The following is an 18,467-nucleotide window of genomic DNA, read 5'->3' on the forward strand; positions in this document are numbered from 1 at the left end:
TTTATCCTCTTGAGGGGGTACTTCTCTTTTTAATTTCTTGGCGAATGATATTAACAATTTCATTGGTTGCTCTTTCCACAGTATCATTTACAATTACATAATCATAATTATCTTGCAAGGGCAATTCTTCGCGGGCTTTTTGCATCCTTTGCCTTAAAACTTCCTCTGGTTCAGTTCCTCGTCCCCGAATTCGTGCTTCTAAAACTTCTAAACTAGGAGGAACTAAGAAGATTGATAAAGCATCAGGAACTTTTTGTAAAACCTGGGTTGCGCCTTGAACTTCAATTTCTAGCAAGACATTTTTCCCCATTGCTAATTGTTTATCACAATATGCTTTGGGAGTTCCATAGTAGTTCCCAACAAATTGGGCATACTCTAATAACTCATCATTCGCAATTGCTTTTTGAAATTCTTCTTTGGTTACAAAAAAGTAATTAATTCCGTCAACTTCACCCTCACGTTTTTCTCTCGTTGTCATTGACACTGAGTATGCTAAATGTAAATCATCATATTTAAAAAGTTCTTTGCCGATGGTCCCCTTTCCAACTCCGGATGGTCCTGAAAAAATTATTAAAAAGCCAGTGTGATTATTCATTGTTAGTATCATCTTCCTTTTCTATCCGTAATATATATAAATACTTGTTCTTATAATTTTTTGTTTTTAAAATAACCAAGTTGTAATTATCAAAACTTAAGGCTTGGTTGGCTTCACAAACAATAATACCGTAATTATTGAGAAGATTATTCTCTAATATACAAGTAATAATATCATAATAATAATCAATTTGTTTAAATGGGGGGTCTAAAAATAAAATATCTATTTTAATATTATTATTAATAAAATTAGTTAACAAGACCTGGTAGTCAACATTTAAAATAATTGCATTTTCAATTTGAAGATTGCGGACATTATTTTGAATAATTTTTAATGCTCCTGGATGGTAATCATTTAAATAACATTGTCGTAACCCGCGTGAGAGTCCTTCAATCCCTAACTGACCACTCCCTGAAAAAATATCTAACCCTACTTTATTTTCATAAATAAAATAATTATCTAAAATATTAAACAGATCTTCTTTAACCCGGGCTGTCATTGGCCTAGTGTTCATTCCTTCTAAAGTTTGGAGGGCACGTCCTTTATATTTTCCACTAATTACTCGCATTGTTAACCTCTCTTTTAAATTTATTATACATAATTTATTGTTAATAATTTCATATGTTATAATTTTTATTGAGGTGATTTTAGTGCTACAAAGTAAAGTACCCAATAAAAGTTGATTAGTGTTTGATGATAGCACATCCATTCGGGAACCATCAGTAGATGTCAACCTACCACTTTCCGCTAATGATGAATTAATTATGCACAAACTAATTGACTTTGTTCGTTATTCACAAGATCCCACTGAAAATAAAGATCATGCAATTCGTCCGGCCGTTGGCCTAGCGGCCCCCCAAATTGGTGCCAATGTTAATATGTACTATATTCGAATTGATACTACTGATGATGAAACGAAACAACGAACTATTATTGAACATGCCTTGGTTAATCCCAAAATTATTGGGTATAGTTCCCAACTTGCTTGTTTAGAGGAAGGCGAAGGTTGCTTAAGTGTTGCAAATGATCATGAGGGTTATGTTCCGCGCAGCTTTCGGATTTTAGTTGAAGGTTACGATTATTTAAAACAAGAAAAAATTAAAATAACAATCCGCGGTTATGAAGCAATTGTTTTCCAACATGAACAAGCCCATTTAGAGGGAAAGTTATATTATGATTTAATTGATGATAAAAATCCATGGCTAAAAAAACCAGAATGAATTTTACTATAAATTTATCTGGTTTTTATTTTTGCCTTAATTTTTATATGATGATAATATAATAAAGATAATGGCCTACTTTTTATTCAATAAATAAAAAAGATGATAAAAAATTATAAAAATCATCTTTTTAAAAATTACATTAATAGTCACCAGGAGTAAGGAGAACAAATATTTTTATCTTTGGACTTCTTTTTCTTTTGATGCTAGATCTTCCAATGACTTTAACTCACCTTGAAGTTTACTTGCTTTATATGCGTTTGCTTCTTTTTTTTCTTCAATTGCATTATTTTTTTGTTCCAGATTTGCCAAGGGTACATAAAATGTAGAAAGATTAGGGCTCTGGTATTTTGCTACCATCTCAAATAAATCTGCAATTGACTCTTTAATTTGATCATAGTGCAAATTAAAATTATAATTTGCACTGCCAATAATTTCGGTTTTATTTTTCTTTTCAATTTTTTTAGCAATTTCTTTATGATCATTTTTTCATCTAGTGAGTGCTTTTTTAGTTAAAGCATTTTTAGTAATTATATTAATAAAGTTATTAGAATCATGTTTTGATAATAAGTAGACAAAATATATATTATTTTCTTTATTATAATAATATTCATTAATAAATTCCTCAAGTTTTCTAATATGTGAATTTATTATTTCTCTTTTTTCTAAAATCATTTTTGCATGATAAGTATTAAACTCAGCATCTTTTTTAAGAAATTCTAAAATATCAGCATTTCGAATTTTATCATCAGCAATGAGACTATATAAATCTTTATTTTTTTTAATTGACATTGTTTTTGGTCTTTTGCAAGTTCAATGTATATCTCTTTAAGAAAACTAATTGAAATAGCAGAATAATGACTACGAAAATTTTTTCATTCATTTAACATTTCTTCAATTAATTTATCATTTTTATATTTTGAAAAATGCTCAAAAAAATATTCTTGGTTTTTATCATATCATTTTTGGTAATGTTTGGCATTAAATAAAGATTCTATTTTTTTATCAAAGTTATTTTTTTCCATAAAAATAATAAAAAGAAAATTATAGTAGGGGGAATTTTTAGATTTTTCCATATTTTTTTGTTTTTCTTTATTAATTTTTATACTTTCAATTGTTTTATTTTTTAATTTTTCATAATATTCATCAATTAATCGTAATCGGTTTTCTATTTCTGCTTTAAAAATTGCATCACTTAATTGAATATCCAATTCATTAATTTCTTTTTTAATCGTCCTAATTGTAGCATTAATGTCTTTTCTTTCAATATTTATATATGTCAATAAATTATTAATTTTTAAATTAAAATTACTTAATTTATTAGAATTAATATCATACACTAATGTGCTTAAATGATAATTATCTTTGCTGGATATTTTTAATTGGTTAATTTGTTCACTTAATATATTAATTCTATCAATACATTCACTTTGTTCCTTTAATAAAAGCCCTGTTTTTGATGTTTTTTCTGTAGTGAAAAAAAATAAAAATCTTTTCTTTTTAGTTAATGATTTTTGGTTACCAATAATTAAATTTAAGTATCGGTATTCATCGACTAATTTTATTAATAAATTATTAGCTTTTTCTAATGAATTTTTATCTAAATCAAATTTTTTAATTTCTTGTAATAACTTATCTTTTTTATCAGCAAATTCTTTAGTAAATTGAGAATATGTAATCTCAACCTTATTTGTTAATTCATTAATTTTAGTTAAATGTAAAGAATCTTTTATATCTTCTGGAGCATTTTCATCAATTTCATCTAAAAAATTTTTAATGGATTTATTAAATAATTTTAATGAGGTTTCCATAATATTTTGTTTTAAACTTACTATTGTACCACTAAGGTTTTTTTCCATAATTTTGTTTCCCTTCTTTAATTTAAAATATAATTATTTATAAGTTTTTCATTTTTTAAAATGATTAATGGTAACATATACTATATTTTTTTAATATTACTTGTAATTATTTTGCAATTTATCAACCAAAAAGATATTTATAAATGTAATTTAAATAATCCTTTTTGATCTAAAATTAATATTTATATTAGACTAAAAATACTGCTTAATTTTTTACTTTCATTATCGTTTTTTCCTTTCTCATAATATTTATAAAATTAAAAAACACCCAACAAAACTATTTTTTTGCTTAGGTGTTATATACACTCAATTTTTAATTTTATATTTTTATTTTCCTAAAAAAAAAAAAAAAAAGCAATTAATAAATTTAAACAAAATAAATATAAAAAATTTTATTTTTATGGAAATTATCTACTTATACTATTTAAAAAAGCATCATTATCTGAACAAAAAATAATTTGTTAAACATAAAATTATAAATTAAATTTAATTTTTATATGATAAATAATATAATAAAGATAACGGCTCATTATTTATCCAATAACTAATAAAAAAACTAATAATATTAATAATTCTTTTTAAAAATCTCTTATAAAATTTAAGGACCTATTAATTTTAATAATTAAAAATATTCTATATAAATTCATACTATTAAAAGATAATCAAGACATTAAAATATAATAATAAAATATTAGCTACTAATAATTTTAATAATGTTGTATTTATTATATTTTCTTAATTCCTACATAATAAAAGTAATTATATAAAGGAGAAAAGAATATTATGAAAAATTTATTAGGCATACTTAGAAACAATAGTTATTGGAATAACACCAATCATAACATCAACTAATATTATTAATAATGCTACAAATCTAAATTTAAAAAATAATACAAAAAATGATTTTGATTTTAATTGACACAAAACAATATCAGAAAATAAATTAAAAGAAAATTTAATTGAATCTATCACATTAATAAACAGAAGAATAAAAATTAATTTGGAACTCCTTAATAAAAAAATATGAGATAAAAATATTTATAATATTATATCTAGTTCACAATACATTAGTAGTTTGGAATTACAACTAAAACTTAACTTAATTTCATTTGATATAAATAATAAAGTTAGCTTTAATCAAAAACTCCAAATTTCATATAGTGGAGTATGGACAGAGTCAAAATGGTATTGATTTGGATATTGGAAATTGCATATTGGACACGTTGAATGTGAAATATGATATGAACTACTTAAACTAGGTTCTGTCGGAATTGCAGCAATAAAAGAAGCAATGACTGCTGCAGGCTTTGGGTGGTTATCCGCAGTTTTAGCGGGACTTCTAGCTGCCTATTCTTTCATTTTAAACTTTAGATCAAGGTAATGGCATTTGAATAGGCTTTTGAACTACTACTCCTGCCTTTGGTTGAGGAGTTGACTAATCAAAAGAAAAAAGAGAATAAAATAAGGAGAAAAAATATAACCCCATTGATCATTATTGTTCATAATATTGTCTATATTATTGGATCATTATTTCTAATTGGAGTAGGAATCAGTTTAGTACATTATTATTCTCTCTGATACATTTTCATTATTTGCTTTGGAATTGTTGCCACCATTTTAACTACAATTTGATTAATTACTGTGTTATACCATTTAAAGTATTTTGCCTTAGATGATGAGATTAAAGAACAAAAAATTAAAAAAATTCAAAGGATAGAAAAATGGACCCTTAATTTTATTGCGTGATAATACTTAAATTAGTGATAAAACACTTAGTTTCTTAAGTCTTTTTTAATGACTAATTACAAAAAAATAATTATTTTTTTTTCATAATTTTATTATTTTTTCATTGTTTTTTTTATTTTATGTTATAATTTTTTAGATACTAGCAAAACAACTTTTTCTTTCTTATCAGACAATTTTAATAACAATAATTATTAACAAATTAATATTAGCTAACTTATAAAGTTAGGTAGTTTTTAGATAATGAGGTGGAAATATATATGGAGAATGTTAAGAATAAAGTCGTAAATGAAAATAAACAGCAAGTCGTTACAAGTAAAAATAAGCAAAATGAAGCTAGTGGCAATTTAAATCATGAAAAAAATAAAATTCCAACGAAAGTTTTTGCGTTGGGTGGTTTAGAAGAAGTTGGTAAAAATACATATTGTATCGAATATGATGAAGAATTAATTATGATTGATGCGGGAGTAAAATTTCCGAGTTCAACAATGTTGGGAGTTGATGCTGTCATTCCCGACTATACTTATTTAAAAGAAAATCAAAAAAAATTAAAGGCCCTTTTTATTACCCATGGTCATGAAGATCACATTGGCGGAATTCCTTATTTATTAAGAGAAGTTAGTGTGCCAATTATTTATGCACCACGGTTAGCAGCTGCTTTAATTCGGGACCGTTTAAAAGAACATAAGTTAGAAGCAACTACGATTGTCAAAGAAATTGATAATATGAGTGTTATTAAAACAAAAAACTTTAAAGTTAATTACTTTGCAGTAAACCACAGTATTCCCGATGCATTTGGGGTAGCAGTGCAAACACCAAACGGAAAAATTGTCTCAACAGGAGATTATAAGTTTGACTGAACACCATTAGGTCATAAAACGGATATTGAACGAATGGTAATGATGGGTCAAGAAGGTGTGACCTTATTAATGGCTGATAGTACGAATGCTGAAGTTGAAGGATACACCCCAACAGAATCTAAAATTATTAAAAATATTGCAGAAATCTTTGTAAAATCAAAAGGTCGGATTTTAATTTCAACCTTTGCTTCAAATGTCCATCGAATTCAGCATATTGTTGAAATTGCTAATAAATGTAACCGTAAAATTTTAGTATTTGGTCGTAGTTTGGATCGAATTATTAAAATTATTCGGCAAATGGGACATTTAAAAATTTCTGATAAAGCATTTATTAAAGCTAGTGATGCTAAAAATTATAAAGATCACGAAATTTTAATTATTTGTACTGGTAGTCAGGGTGAACCAATGGCAGCGTTATCACGAATTGCTAATAATCAACACCCCCACATTTCAATTATTCCTGGTGATACTGTTATTTTTTCTTCATCACCAATTCCCGGGAACCGTGCTGATGTTGAAAGAGTAATTAATAAACTAGCACGCAATGGGGCAATTATTTTAGAAAATAGTCCAGTTAACCAATTACATGCCTCAGGGCATGCTTCCCAAGAAGAACAAAAACTATTATTTACGTTATTAAAACCAAAATTCTTTATGCCAATGCATGGTGATTATCGTATGTTAAAACAACATGGCGAAACTGCCGTTAGTGTTAATGTTGAAAAAGAAAATGTCTTTTTATGTGCAAATGGTGATCAAATTAATATTTTAAATGGCAGTGCTTGAATTGGTAAACGAGTAGATGCTGATGCAATTTATGTCGATGGGAAAGACTTATCGGGACAAACAACAGCAGTTGTTCGTGACCGGGAAGTACTATCAAAAGATGGGTTAATTGCGGTGGTAATTTCAATTGATTCCCAAACTAATAAACTATTAGCTCCGCCCCGAATTATTTCACGTGGTAGTTTCTATGTTAAAGATTCAGGAAATATTATTAATGAATCAATTCGTATTACCCAAGAAGCTGTTAATGATGTTTTACAAAACCAAAAACCGACCTTTGGAGCTTTAAAAAATGCAATTAAACAGTCATTATCCCCTTTTATTTACCGTTATAAAAAACGTAATCCGCTAATTATTCCGGTCATCTTAAATAAAAAATAAATGTTAATTTAACATTTATTTTTTTATTTCTATACTTATTACTGATGATATTGTAAAACATCTGCAGCAACATTATCATAATAATTTGGGATTTCACGAATTTTAACAAATCCTTGTTGATAGTATAATTTTAAAGCATTTTGGTTATCAACGCGAACTTCTAAGAATATATTATTGTATTGAAAATTATTAATTATATAGTTTAACATTTTGGTGTCATAACCCTGATGGTGGTATTTTTTAGCCACGGTTAATTTAATAATTTCTAAATCATCCCCACTTTTTAATAAAATAAAATATCCTAAAATAATATTGTCTCCACGGGTTATTTTATAAAAATAGTACTGGGGATTATTAATCATTTGAATTAAATTACGATATTTATAATAATGCTGGGGATAATTCTCTTTTTCAAGTTGAAATAAATACAAGGCATCAATATTATTAACTGGTTTAATAATTAGCATTTTAACCGACTGCTTTCTTTAAATATAATGGTTTAATTTCATTAATATCTTTAATTAATTCAAACTTATTTTTTAAGTTAAAATAATTATTTAAATAATCAAACTGGGGTTCATCTAACTGATCTTTGATAATCGGAAACTCCGGATATTTTTTAGCAATTTCTAAAATAGTTGGTTCATCAAGAACTTGGCTAGGAATAACCTCATTTCCCTTGCTGACAACAGCAAAATAAAACTTTCCCCCTTTGGCGTCAAGGAGTGACACCGCATCAATTCGCCCAGCTTGGTAAAGAAGACTTGTGATTAAGTAAACTTTAACAAGCGGGTTAATTGTTTTAATTGTTTTGGCAATAGTAACTCCTACCCGCACCCCTGTATAACTACCTGGTCCCTTGGTTAAATAAAAATTATTGACATTTTTTAGTTTGTAATGGTGTTTAGCTAATAAAGCGTTAATGGCTGGTAATGTTTGTTCGGTATGTTTACGCTCCCCAATAATATGGAGATGATCAATTAGTTTATCATCTTGTTCAAGAATTAAAGTAAGATATTTACTAGAGGTATCAATAAATAAATTTAACATTGTTATAAAAATTCCTTTCTAATTGCTTCTAATAATGCTTGATTATTAGTTTCAATAGTAAAAAGACGTGTTCCCTGATCACGAAAAGTAATAGTCAGGTGGATCAGTTCATACTTGGCATCTAAATATTTTTTAATAATATCTGGTCATTCAATAATATTTAAACTATCTACAAACTCATCTAAATATTGTTCTCACTCTTCGGTAGAATCTAGCCCCAATAAGCGATAACTATCCATGTGGTTAATTTTTAACCCGTTGCGACCAAGATACTGGTTTAAAATCACAAAAGTTGGTGAAGTAACTGGTTCTTGGACATCTAAATACTTCAAAAGTTGTTTGGTAAACGTAGTTTTCCCTGCGGCTAATTCACCAGTTAATAAAAGACACTGGTTTGGCTTTACATATTGACTAAAAATTTTTGCTAAGTGGTCTGTTCCATTAAGATTTTGTATTACGACTTCCATTCTTTCCCCTTCTTTTAAATTATTATATCTTGAAAATGCATTAATCATACAATATTCTTGAAATTTATGTAATAATTAATAAGGAAAGTATCGGATTAGAAAGGACTTATATTAATGAGAGATATTTTAATTATTGGGGCTGGTCCTGTTGGTTTATACGGGTGAAGTTGTGCTGGAATGCTGGGCTTAAATGGTTATATTATTGAAGGAAACATGTATGTTGGTGGCCAACCAATTGAGTTATATAATGAAAAAGAAATCTATGATATTCCTGGCTTTTTAAATATTAGAGCCAATAATTTTGTTGATTTATTACATCAACAAGCACTTAAAAATGGCAATAACATTGAATTAATGTTAGAAACTAACATTAAAAAATTAATCGCCATACCAGAAGGCTTTAGCGTTGAGTTAACCAATAACCAAATAATTAATGTTAAAACAATTTTAATTACCACGGGAAATGGTGTTTTTAATCCTATTCGTTTAGAACAGTTAGATCCAAATCTTATTTATCAAAACCTCAGTTATCGGATGGAAAATGTTAATAACTATCAAAATAAAAAAGTTGTTATTCTGGGCGGGGGTGATAGTGCTTTAGACTGAGCAAACCACCTAGTTGAACATAATATTACAAAAGATGTTACAATTATCCACCGTCGAGACCTCTACCGTGCCAAAGAAGCAAGCGTCCAAAAATTAAAAGCAAATCATATTCAAGAACTCAAACCATATGTTATTAAAGATATTATGGTGGAAAATAACACAGTGAAAAAATTAGTCGTAACTAATGCAAATGACCAAAGTGAACACCATATTAGTGCTGATTTATTTCTAGTTCAGTATGGTTCAAAAATGAGTCCAAGTATTATTTCTAGTTTTGACTTAGAATTTGATAAACTGCACAAGATTAAAATCCAAGCCAATGGAAAAACAAGTAACCCCCGAATTTTTGCGGCAGGTAACATTGCTAGTTATGAAGGTAAGTACTATAATATGATGACTGGCTTTGGTGAATGTATTAATAGTTTAGTTAATATTACGAAAGTATTATATGGAGAAAAATACCACCCCGGATACTTAGGACAACATAAAAAATAATAAGAGCTTGCTCTTATTATTTTTTTAACCCCGTAGTTTATATATTTCTTGTTTTGGTTCCAAGTCTTGGGCTTGGTCAAGTTTTTTCCGGGAAGCATCTAGTTTTTCCTCCCGTTCTCAAATTTTTTCATAGGGGTTTTCGGGTTCTTGGAGTTGAATTAATTCATCAACATATTTTTCTTTCCGACGAGTTCTTAATTTAGCTTGCCGTTTTGTTCAAATTCGATAAACAATTGGTAAACGCAAGAAAATCCCCCGTACCGATGTTGGTGCTCATAACAATGAGTTAATACATATTAAGACAATTGAACTTCCTAATATCCCAAAGAAAATTGTCAATAATTTACCTCATCCCCACACCACACTAATTTGGGCAGGAATGTTATTTCAATCTCGAAAATCAAAGATATTAATTGGGTTATATTCTTTGGTCATATATAAATAGTTAACCAAAATCGCAACAATGATTGGGATAATTAAAATCATCCAATTGCGAAATACCCCTTTAAAACTACTATTATAGGTTAAGAAGATTCAGTTATAGAACCAGAGGTATCCAAAACGGGCACATGAAATTACACAGGTAATCACTAAGATTGAGTATAATGCTAAAACATAATTATTGGCGACAAAGCGGAAAATTACCGCAAAAAAGACTGATAAAATAACATTGATAATACCAAAATAAAAGATTGGTTTGGCCGTTTGTTTATAATTTGCTTTAGCATATACTAAAACATTGGCCGGCTCCGAAATTACAATAAAAACTGATGATAAAGCAACTAATAACGAAAAGGTTGGTTTATAAAAGATTTCCCGAAAAACTTGGTATTCTTGGTTTGTTCATTCTTTTAATCCTGAAATAATTTGCGGAGCATATAAAGCATTAACAAAATATGGTGATAAAATAAACTGGTTAACAAACAAGAAACCACCAATCATAAAAGCATATGTTTCAAATTTAACATAACTGCTCCAATTAATTCGCCCATTTTTTGTTGTTCACGAAGCAAAAAATTCTTTAAAAGAATTAATTAAAATTAGCATAATACTGCGAACTCCTACCGCAATTGTCATATATAGTGATAAGGTAGACGAAATGTTCAAACCTAATAATAAAGCTACAATAATTACATCGGCATTTAAAAATAATGTTTCACCAATATTTTTTAACGCGACAATATTACTTGCTTTCACTAGTTGCATATTATCTTTTTGTTTGTAAATTCGGATCCAGGGGTAATGTAATTTAACAAAGAGGATAATCAAACTGGACTTCATCCCTGAATATCCTAAGAAAATTAAGAACGCAAAAACTGGATCCACCGTAATTGAAATTAAATAGAAAATAATGGCATAGACAATTAAATCACAAATCATTAGGATTAACCGGCGCATATAATTATTTTGATCAGCTTGCATTAAATTTTCATAACAACCCGTTCAAAATAAGGCTAATAAGTTTTTTGAGCCAATTGTTAACATAATAATTAACATTTTTCAATAAGGATAACTATCTTTGGTTCCATTATTTCAAGCAACACCAAAGTCTTTTTCAACAATAAAAGTATAACCACTATAAACGAGCGCAATAATTGCTAATAATACTAATCCAACAATTCCTCCAATTTTGTATTGGTGTTTAGCAGTATTAATAATTTCATTAGCTTTGCGCCAGTCCTTTTGCATTAATGGCTTCATCAAGAAAATTACGGTTAAGACCCCAATCCCCCCTTCTACGCCACCTAAAAATGAAACAATGGCAATACTATTCTTAATAAACCCGTTAAACTGGGTTCCATAACTCTGAATTAATAAATACATTAAGGTAAACTGAAAAGCTGTCCCAATTAAGGAAGTAAAAGCACCAATAAAAATACTAATGATTCCTCTTCTGGTTGACATCAATTTCACCGACCTTTCCTATGTTTTATTTTATAATATTTTCTGGGATTTTAAAAACCTTTTCGTTTAAATATGCCAGATGACCAGTTAAATTTGCAAAAGATAACTGGTAAGCATATAAATAAATCATATAATCTGAGGTAATTTTTTTTGCCCCATATTTAACATCATTAACAACAGGATGATGAAGATAACTTAAGGTTGCTCGAATTTGGTGTTTTCGTCCTGTTAGTAAAGTGACAGTTAACCATGTTGTGTTAGCAATTATTTGAAGAGTTTTAAACTGGGTTGCACAAGCTTTACTAGTATTATTTACTAAGTGGGGTGTAAAAACCATTTTTTTTAAGTTTTCATTCTTAGTTAAATAACCTTCGACAACTAAATTATCAACTTGATAATTACCTTCACATTTTGCCAAATAAGTTTTACGGACCACATTTTTATTATTTATGTTGGCTAAGAGTAAATCAAGAGTTAATTTATTTTTTGCATAAACTACTAACCCGCGGGTAAACTTATCTAAACGGTGCAGATGAGAAATTACAAATGATTGTTCATGATCTTGGTGATACTGATTAGTATTAATTAAATAATTGCGCACCATGCCATCTAAACTTTCGTGGAGATTAGAATGCATTTCAACCCCGTGGGGTTTATCAACAATTAAAATATTATCATCTTCATAAACAATTGGTAACTCTCATCCCGGTAATTGACTTGTTTGTACACTACTTCGACTATTTACGACTAATGCTTTATCAAAAATTAAAATAACATCATTTTCTTGTAAGAGATAACTACGATCTTTAACTACCTTATTATTAACTTTAATTTTTTTATTTCGAAATAATTTATAAATAACTGATAAACTAGTTGTTTTAAACATTTTTTTAATAAAATTAAAGATTGTTTGGTGCGCATCATTTTTATTAACAGTTAATTTAATAATATTATTATTCATGATTAACCAGCAATTGCCGGAACCGTTAAAATTAGGATAAAAGTAACCGTGTTTAATAACCCATGGGTCATAATAGTATAAGTTACATTCCCCCGGGCAATAATAAATAATGATGCTAATGCAATCGAAGCTCCTAAATAACCAACAAAGTGTTCCCAGTCCCCAGTTTGAGAAACGTGCATTCCGGCAAAATAAATAATTGAGGCAAAATAACTCACCCATTTATTTCCTGTCAAACTGAAGATTCCGTGTCGACAAGCTAATTCTTCGATAATTGGGGCGGTAAAAATGGTATAAACTGCTAAAATAACAACATTTCACCATTTATTTAACCCGGCCACTAAATTAGCTTGGTTAACAGAAGTTCCTGGCGTAATTTGGGCTTGGGCTAAGCCAAAGATATAGTTAAACCCAAAGGTTACAAGTAAGGCAATAATAACGGTGGGAATTAATAATTTATAGTTTTGTTTAAATGTTAATTTAATTTTCACAAAAATATAAGGGGAAGTTTTCGCTAAAATCACAATACAAATTACATCCGCAATTCACGATACTACTAAATTAGCAGTCGTATCGGTTTGCACTTTTAAAATCCCCAGGATAACCCCAGCAATTAAACTAATAATATTCGGAATAAAATAAAAGTAATAAAAAGCAATTGCTCCTGTTCGTAATAATTTATCTTGGACGCGAGATAGTACAAAATAACAACCAACCCCAACTACAATTCAGTTAACAATGTTCATTACTAACACGGCGTTAGGATTTTTGGCAAATAAATAAGTGATTAAAATACTAATAAAAAATGGGGCTAAAATCGCCGTTCCCACAAAAATATAACCAGTGTTATTTAAATTAACTAGTTTAAAATCAAACGGATCAACGCGATCAAGCATTGTTTTTTTTAACTGGATTTTTTCATCTCAGCTTTGTTTAGGATTTGTCCAATCATTATTGTTATTAGTATTAACAGTATCCATATGCTTCTCCTTACTTTTCTAAATGTCCTAATAATTATATAATATAACTATTATTTTTTAAAAGTTAGTTTTTATTTTAAAAATCATTTTATTGTTTAAAATTTATCGCTATTTTTTATTAACTTATCTTTGTTCTTGGGTTAAAATTATAATAATTAAAAACAATGAAAAAAAGATTTAGAAATGAGAATTAACGATGAAAAAAATCCTGAAAGTTAAAATTTATTTAACCGCCAATTATCTTAGTTCAGTTAACCAAACAATTAAAACCCTATTAGCCCAGGAAAATATTATTAATTTAGAAAATAATAATATTAATGATAATGGAGAAATTTTAAAAACAAAAACAGCGGCCATTAAATACTATGAAGATGATTATTATAGTAATTAAAGTCCCGGCTTTTCTAAATAACAAGTTAGAATTAATTGTTGACCCCGTGGATTTATATATTAATGGTTTTATTACTACAACTGATGTTAAAAGATATTACTACTTTAATGATGCGCGGATTACTAGTTTACCACCTAGTTTCAAAGCAATTGCTACTAACTTAGGATATGCTTCTAACTATAATTATTTGGTTGGGAGTGATAATTTTGAAATATCTAATTATACTATTAGTGATGCTATTGCCAAACTGCAGAAAGTTACCTTAAATACAATGTTTGAACAAGAAGTTAAAAAATCCCTAGCCATTGCGTCTTTAATATCGACTGAAAGTTTACGGTTCTTCTCGGTGCGGAATGCAATTAATAAAATTTTGAACGCAGAAGAAACTAAACACTGAACTGCGGATTTCAAACAAATTGTTACTAATTGAGATACATATAGTAAACAATATTGAAATAGCGAAGATGATAAAAATGCCAAAGCTAACATTACCATCTTATTAAGACGAGATTTAATCCATCCGGATAATAAAAAAACTAACTATTAATAGTTAGTTTTTTTGTTATTTTTCAATTAATGAAGGTTGCGTCATTTCGGGCGGAATTTCTTCTCCTATTAAGTCTAAAATAGTTGGGGCAATATCCGCAATCGCCGCATCTTTTTGCCGTAATTTTAACCCTTCTTTAGTAATAATGATGGGAACGGGCTGTGAAGTATGTTTTTTGTTTGGTCCGTTAGTTTCATCAATCATAATTTCAGCATTTCCATGGTCAGCAGTAATAATCATAATCCCATTAACTTTTTGCATCGCATCATAGATTTTACCTAAGCATTCATCAACTGCTTTAACGGCTTTAATCGCAGCTGGTAACACCCCAGTGTGACCAACCATATCCGGGTTGGCAAAGTTTAAGATAATAACATCAAATTCATTGCGGTTAATTTCGGCAATTAATTTATCAGTAATTTCATACGCCGACATTTCTGGTTTTAAATCATAAGTTGCTACTTTTGGCGATGGAATTAAATCGGCACTGGCTCCTGGTAACGTAATTTCTTCTTGGGTTGCTAAACCATTTTTAAAATAGTCTTTCCCCCCATCAAAGAAGAATGTTACATGGGCAATTTTTTCGGTTTCAGCAATTCTTAATTGTCGATAACCTTTTTTACTTAACCATTCTCCTAAACCATTCACAACTTCAATTGGCCGAAACGCAATGTGCGGTGAGGCCACTGTTGCTGAATATTCCATCATTGAAACAAAATAAATATCGGCTAATTTAGGATTAAAGAATTCGCTCGCATGGTCAACCGGGAAATTAGGGTTTGTCAATGCTGAGGCAATTGCAATTGCCCGGTCCGGACGGAAGTTAGCAAATAGCACCCCATCACCAGCTTTGAGATAACCATTGGGAGTATTAACATTATAAGCTGGGGTTAAAAATTCATCGCTTCGTCCTGCTTGGTATTCCTGGTCAATAAATTGGTAAGGATCAGAAAATTCGACCCCTTTGCGTGATACTAAGACATCATAGGCAACTTGGACACGATCATATTTTTTGTCACGATCCATTCCATAGTAGCGACCCCCAATTGTGGCGATTTCCCCAACTTTTAATTCTTTTTGAATAGCAAAAAATTGGTCAAGATAAAGTTTAATACATTCAGGTTTCGTATCGCGACCATCTCCAAACAAGTGGAAGTAGATCTCAGTTAAACCTTCTTTGGCTGCTAAGCGATAAGCAGCAAACATGTGGTTAATATGCGAGTGAACTCCCCCATCTGAGAATAATCCCATAATATGGAATGCTCCGTTATTTTTTTTCGCATAATTAATGGCTGCTAAGATTTCTGGATTTTGATTAAATGTTCCGTTTTCAATGGCTTTATTAATTAAAGTTAATGATTCATATTTAATTCTCCCGGCACCAAGGTGAATATGACCAACTTCGGAGTTACCCATTTGTCCTTTTGGTAAACCAACTCATTCTCCGGATGCATGGGCTTCAACCCATGGATATTTTTGTTTTCAAGCTTCAACATTAGTCATATGTGCTTGGGTGACAGCATTGCCTTTACTATCTTTAGCAATTCCTCACCCATCCAAAATTGCTAATAAAATCGGTTGTTTAACTTTCATTATTTTTTCTCCTTTATTTATATAATTACTACTTCACCATTATATAATGTATTTTATGAATTTAGAACATATTTATTAATCATTTTTGCTACCCCAGCATTGGCGGCAATATCAGTAATATCTTTGGCCACATCTTTTAAGGGTTGTTGGGCATCACCCATCGCAATTCCTAACCCAACATTTTTGATCATCGTATAGTCATTCATACTATCACCAATTGCCATAATTTCACTATTATCAATGTCTAATTTCTTAGCAACTCATTCTAACGCAACATACTTACTAATTCCGGGCGCATTAATTTCCGCAGTTCCTGCTGCATCAATTGCTACTTCAATTCCATGTAATCTTACTTCTTTAACAAACTGATCAGTTTCTTTAACATTCATTGCTAAACATTTATATGATTCCTGGGTTATTTTTGGTAATTCACGATATTGATAATATTTCCCAGTAAAAAAATTACATTCTAAATTATGAGTTCCAAGGGCATCAAAATTAACAATTACTTCATCTAAATTATCAGTATAACATCATAAATCAACATCATATTTATCAGCTAATTTAAATAATAGTTGTAAATGTTCATTATTAATAGTTTGGGTATGCACAATTTTTTGGTTAGCAATATCATAAATACAAGCCCCATTAAAACCAATAAAATATTCATTATATTGGTCCATTTTAACTTTATATGCTTCTGGTAACGAAATAATAACTGGTCGGCCAGTTGCAAAAATTACTCTAACTCCTTTTTCTTGAGCACTAATAATTGGTTGGATATTACCTTCAACAATTCCCTTTTGAAATACACAAGCTGTACCATCCATATCTAACGCTATTAATTTAATATTTGACATTATTTTTCCCACTTTCTAATTATTTAAAAAACCTAATCTTATTTAAATTGTTCATAAAAATATATAGAAAAACTACTTTGAAATTATAAATTTTGATGAAGGAATTAATTTTACTTTAATCTTATGTTCAACTTTAGAATTAGGGGATGTATCTAATTCATTTTGATAAAATATTAATTATAACTCATCGCTTAATTTTTTATTAATATAAAAAGTAGAATTTTCTATTGATTCTATTAATTTTCCTTTATCTTTAGGTTCTTTTTGCAAATTATAGCCTGTCTTTAAATCAATTAATTTTCAATATGAAATTTTGTGTAACATATTTATAAAATTTTCTAAATCGTTTGAAGTATGATAATAAAAATTGATGTTATTAAGAACTTTTGAAATTATAAACAAGGCAAAAATATCATAATCATTAATAGGATTTAATCCAAATATGTCTAAGTCGTACTCACCAATATAATTATTTCTTTCTTTAATAAGTAATAATTGAGGAATATTAGATTTATATTTAGGAAAATTATATGTAGAAAGTAAACAATTTGAAAAATCTAACTTCTGATTTGTTCTATCATATATCATTCGTCCATGAAGATGAATGATTAATGATTGATTTATTTGCATTTGCTCCTCAAGAATACTATCATAATTTAAAGTAAAAATCTTATCATATTTTTTAATTTTCTCTTTGTATTTATCAAATAAAAAATAAGGATTAAAAATAAATTGACTTGTAGATTCTAAATTATAAATATAACCAACAAATAAAGATTTAAAAAATTCTATAAATTTATCTCTAATTTTATCTTCACTTAATATTAATCACTTATTAACTTGCTTAGTATATTTTATTATTGCATCTTCAACACCTTTTTCTTCTGAATTAGTCAAAACTTCATTTAATAATTTTTCAGATCTTTCAATTGCCTTAAAGAAAATGTCTATTTCCTCTTCTGTATATTGATCATTTCCAAAAAAATATAATTGCTGATATAGTTGCTTAATACTATAATAATTTTTTAATATATCTATAAATTTATTTAAACTAAATTCTTTATTTAAAGATATATTTATTCCATTTCCAATTAATAATAAACTCATTTTATTCATAAACTGTTTCTTCTTAATTAATATCCTAAATTTAATTATCTAAAATTATTAT

At 28.5% G+C, this 18,467-nt stretch carries 18 protein-coding genes; 5 read left to right on the forward strand and 13 right to left on the reverse strand.

Features of this window, described 5'->3' with window-relative positions; translation table 4 throughout:
* Position 1 precedes the first annotated feature (1 nt).
* Positions 2 to 595: a guanylate kinase gene (gmk, locus tag SERIO_RS04520; RefSeq protein WP_047791667.1), complete on the reverse strand. Its 594-nt coding sequence runs from the start codon at positions 593 to 595 to the stop codon at positions 2 to 4.
* Positions 588 to 1,304 (reverse strand): 16S rRNA (guanine(966)-N(2))-methyltransferase RsmD, encoded by a 717-nt coding sequence (gene rsmD / locus SERIO_RS04525; protein WP_148553467.1) that lies wholly within the window; start codon positions 1,302 to 1,304, stop codon positions 588 to 590. The genes gmk and rsmD overlap by 8 nt, the downstream gene beginning before the upstream one ends.
* On the opposite strand from rsmD, the gene def reads away from it, so the two are divergent.
* Complete coding sequence (def, locus tag SERIO_RS04530; RefSeq protein WP_047791669.1) at positions 1,246 to 1,827, forward strand: peptide deformylase; 582 nt, start codon at positions 1,246 to 1,248, stop codon at positions 1,825 to 1,827. The genes rsmD and def overlap by 59 nt on opposite strands.
* A 165-nt stretch (positions 1,828 to 1,992) precedes the next feature.
* Here the strand turns inward: def and SERIO_RS04535 are convergent, their stop codons facing one another.
* Positions 1,993 to 2,607 carry a hypothetical protein gene (locus tag SERIO_RS04535; RefSeq protein ID WP_047791670.1) on the reverse strand — a complete coding sequence of 205 codons (615 nt, stop codon included), beginning with the start codon at positions 2,605 to 2,607 and terminating at the stop codon, positions 1,993 to 1,995.
* Positions 2,535 to 3,674 (reverse strand): hypothetical protein, encoded by a 1,140-nt coding sequence (locus SERIO_RS04540; protein ID WP_047791671.1) that lies wholly within the window; start codon positions 3,672 to 3,674, stop codon positions 2,535 to 2,537. Before SERIO_RS04540 ends, SERIO_RS04535 begins: the two co-directional genes overlap by 73 nt.
* Before the next feature lie 2,003 nt (positions 3,675 to 5,677).
* On the opposite strand from SERIO_RS04540, the gene SERIO_RS04555 reads away from it, so the two are divergent.
* A complete protein-coding gene (locus SERIO_RS04555) occupies positions 5,678 to 7,444 on the forward strand; it encodes a ribonuclease J (protein ID WP_047791674.1) in 1,767 nt (588 codons plus the stop codon).
* A 38-nt stretch (positions 7,445 to 7,482) separates the two neighbouring features.
* On the opposite strand, the gene SERIO_RS04560 is transcribed toward SERIO_RS04555, so the two are convergent.
* From SERIO_RS04560 to tsaE, 3 genes are read right to left on the reverse strand one after another with little or no spacing between them, the layout of a single operon-like run.
* Positions 7,483 to 7,911, reverse strand: coding sequence for a GNAT family N-acetyltransferase (locus tag SERIO_RS04560; RefSeq protein ID WP_047791675.1), 429 nt, complete (start codon positions 7,909 to 7,911; stop codon positions 7,483 to 7,485).
* Position 7,912: 1 nt separating this feature from the next.
* Complete coding sequence (gene tsaB / locus SERIO_RS04565) at positions 7,913 to 8,494, reverse strand: tRNA (adenosine(37)-N6)-threonylcarbamoyltransferase complex dimerization subunit type 1 TsaB (protein WP_047791676.1); 582 nt, start codon at positions 8,492 to 8,494, stop codon at positions 7,913 to 7,915.
* Positions 8,495 to 8,496: 2 nt separating this feature from the next.
* The gene (gene tsaE / locus SERIO_RS04570; RefSeq protein ID WP_047791677.1) at positions 8,497 to 8,961 is read right to left on the reverse strand and encodes a tRNA (adenosine(37)-N6)-threonylcarbamoyltransferase complex ATPase subunit type 1 TsaE; all 465 of its coding nucleotides are present in this window, start codon (positions 8,959 to 8,961) and stop codon (positions 8,497 to 8,499) included.
* Between the two features lie 114 nt (positions 8,962 to 9,075).
* Here tsaE and SERIO_RS04575 point away from each other — a divergent pair, with 114 nt between their 5' ends.
* Positions 9,076 to 10,062 carry an NAD(P)/FAD-dependent oxidoreductase gene (locus tag SERIO_RS04575; protein WP_047791678.1) on the forward strand — a complete coding sequence of 329 codons (987 nt, stop codon included), beginning with the start codon at positions 9,076 to 9,078 and terminating at the stop codon, positions 10,060 to 10,062.
* Between the two features lie 24 nt (positions 10,063 to 10,086).
* Here the strand turns inward: SERIO_RS04575 and SERIO_RS04580 are convergent, their stop codons facing one another.
* The 3 genes from SERIO_RS04580 to SERIO_RS04590 are packed head-to-tail and all read right to left on the reverse strand — an operon-like array spanning position 10,087 to position 13,908.
* Positions 10,087 to 11,967 carry a transporter gene (locus tag SERIO_RS04580; RefSeq protein WP_079450804.1) on the reverse strand — a complete coding sequence of 627 codons (1,881 nt, stop codon included), beginning with the start codon at positions 11,965 to 11,967 and terminating at the stop codon, positions 10,087 to 10,089.
* A 25-nt stretch (positions 11,968 to 11,992) separates the two neighbouring features.
* A complete protein-coding gene (locus tag SERIO_RS04585; RefSeq protein WP_047791679.1) occupies positions 11,993 to 12,928 on the reverse strand; it encodes a pseudouridine synthase in 936 nt (311 codons plus the stop codon).
* A 2-nt stretch (positions 12,929 to 12,930) separates the two neighbouring features.
* The gene (locus SERIO_RS04590; RefSeq protein WP_047791680.1) at positions 12,931 to 13,908 is read right to left on the reverse strand and encodes a CPBP family intramembrane glutamic endopeptidase; all 978 of its coding nucleotides are present in this window, start codon (positions 13,906 to 13,908) and stop codon (positions 12,931 to 12,933) included.
* A gap of 196 nt (positions 13,909 to 14,104) precedes the next feature.
* Between SERIO_RS04590 and SERIO_RS04595 the strand changes: the two genes are divergently transcribed.
* On the forward strand, positions 14,105 to 14,299 hold the full coding sequence (locus SERIO_RS04595; RefSeq protein ID WP_047791681.1) for a hypothetical protein: 195 nt from the start codon (positions 14,105 to 14,107) through the stop codon (positions 14,297 to 14,299).
* Positions 14,274 to 14,846: a ribosome-inactivating family protein gene (locus tag SERIO_RS04600; protein ID WP_079450805.1), complete on the forward strand. Its 573-nt coding sequence runs from the start codon at positions 14,274 to 14,276 to the stop codon at positions 14,844 to 14,846. The genes SERIO_RS04595 and SERIO_RS04600 overlap by 26 nt, the downstream gene beginning before the upstream one ends.
* A 15-nt stretch (positions 14,847 to 14,861) precedes the next feature.
* Here the strand turns inward: SERIO_RS04600 and gpmI are convergent, their stop codons facing one another.
* From gpmI to SERIO_RS04615, 3 genes are all read right to left on the reverse strand, one after another.
* Complete coding sequence (gpmI, locus tag SERIO_RS04605) at positions 14,862 to 16,439, reverse strand: 2,3-bisphosphoglycerate-independent phosphoglycerate mutase (protein ID WP_047791683.1); 1,578 nt, start codon at positions 16,437 to 16,439, stop codon at positions 14,862 to 14,864.
* Between the two features lie 53 nt (positions 16,440 to 16,492).
* Positions 16,493 to 17,299, reverse strand: a complete 807-nt coding sequence (locus SERIO_RS04610; RefSeq protein ID WP_047791684.1) for a Cof-type HAD-IIB family hydrolase — start codon at positions 17,297 to 17,299, stop codon at positions 16,493 to 16,495.
* A 177-nt stretch (positions 17,300 to 17,476) separates the two neighbouring features.
* On the reverse strand, positions 17,477 to 18,415 hold the full coding sequence (locus SERIO_RS04615) for a hypothetical protein (protein WP_047791685.1): 939 nt from the start codon (positions 18,413 to 18,415) through the stop codon (positions 17,477 to 17,479).
* Positions 18,416 to 18,467: the final 52 nt, after the last annotated feature.

It is taken from the genome of Spiroplasma eriocheiris (assembly GCF_001029265.1).
Lineage (GTDB): Bacteria > Bacillota_I > Bacilli_A > Mycoplasmatales > Mycoplasmataceae > Spiroplasma > Spiroplasma eriocheiris.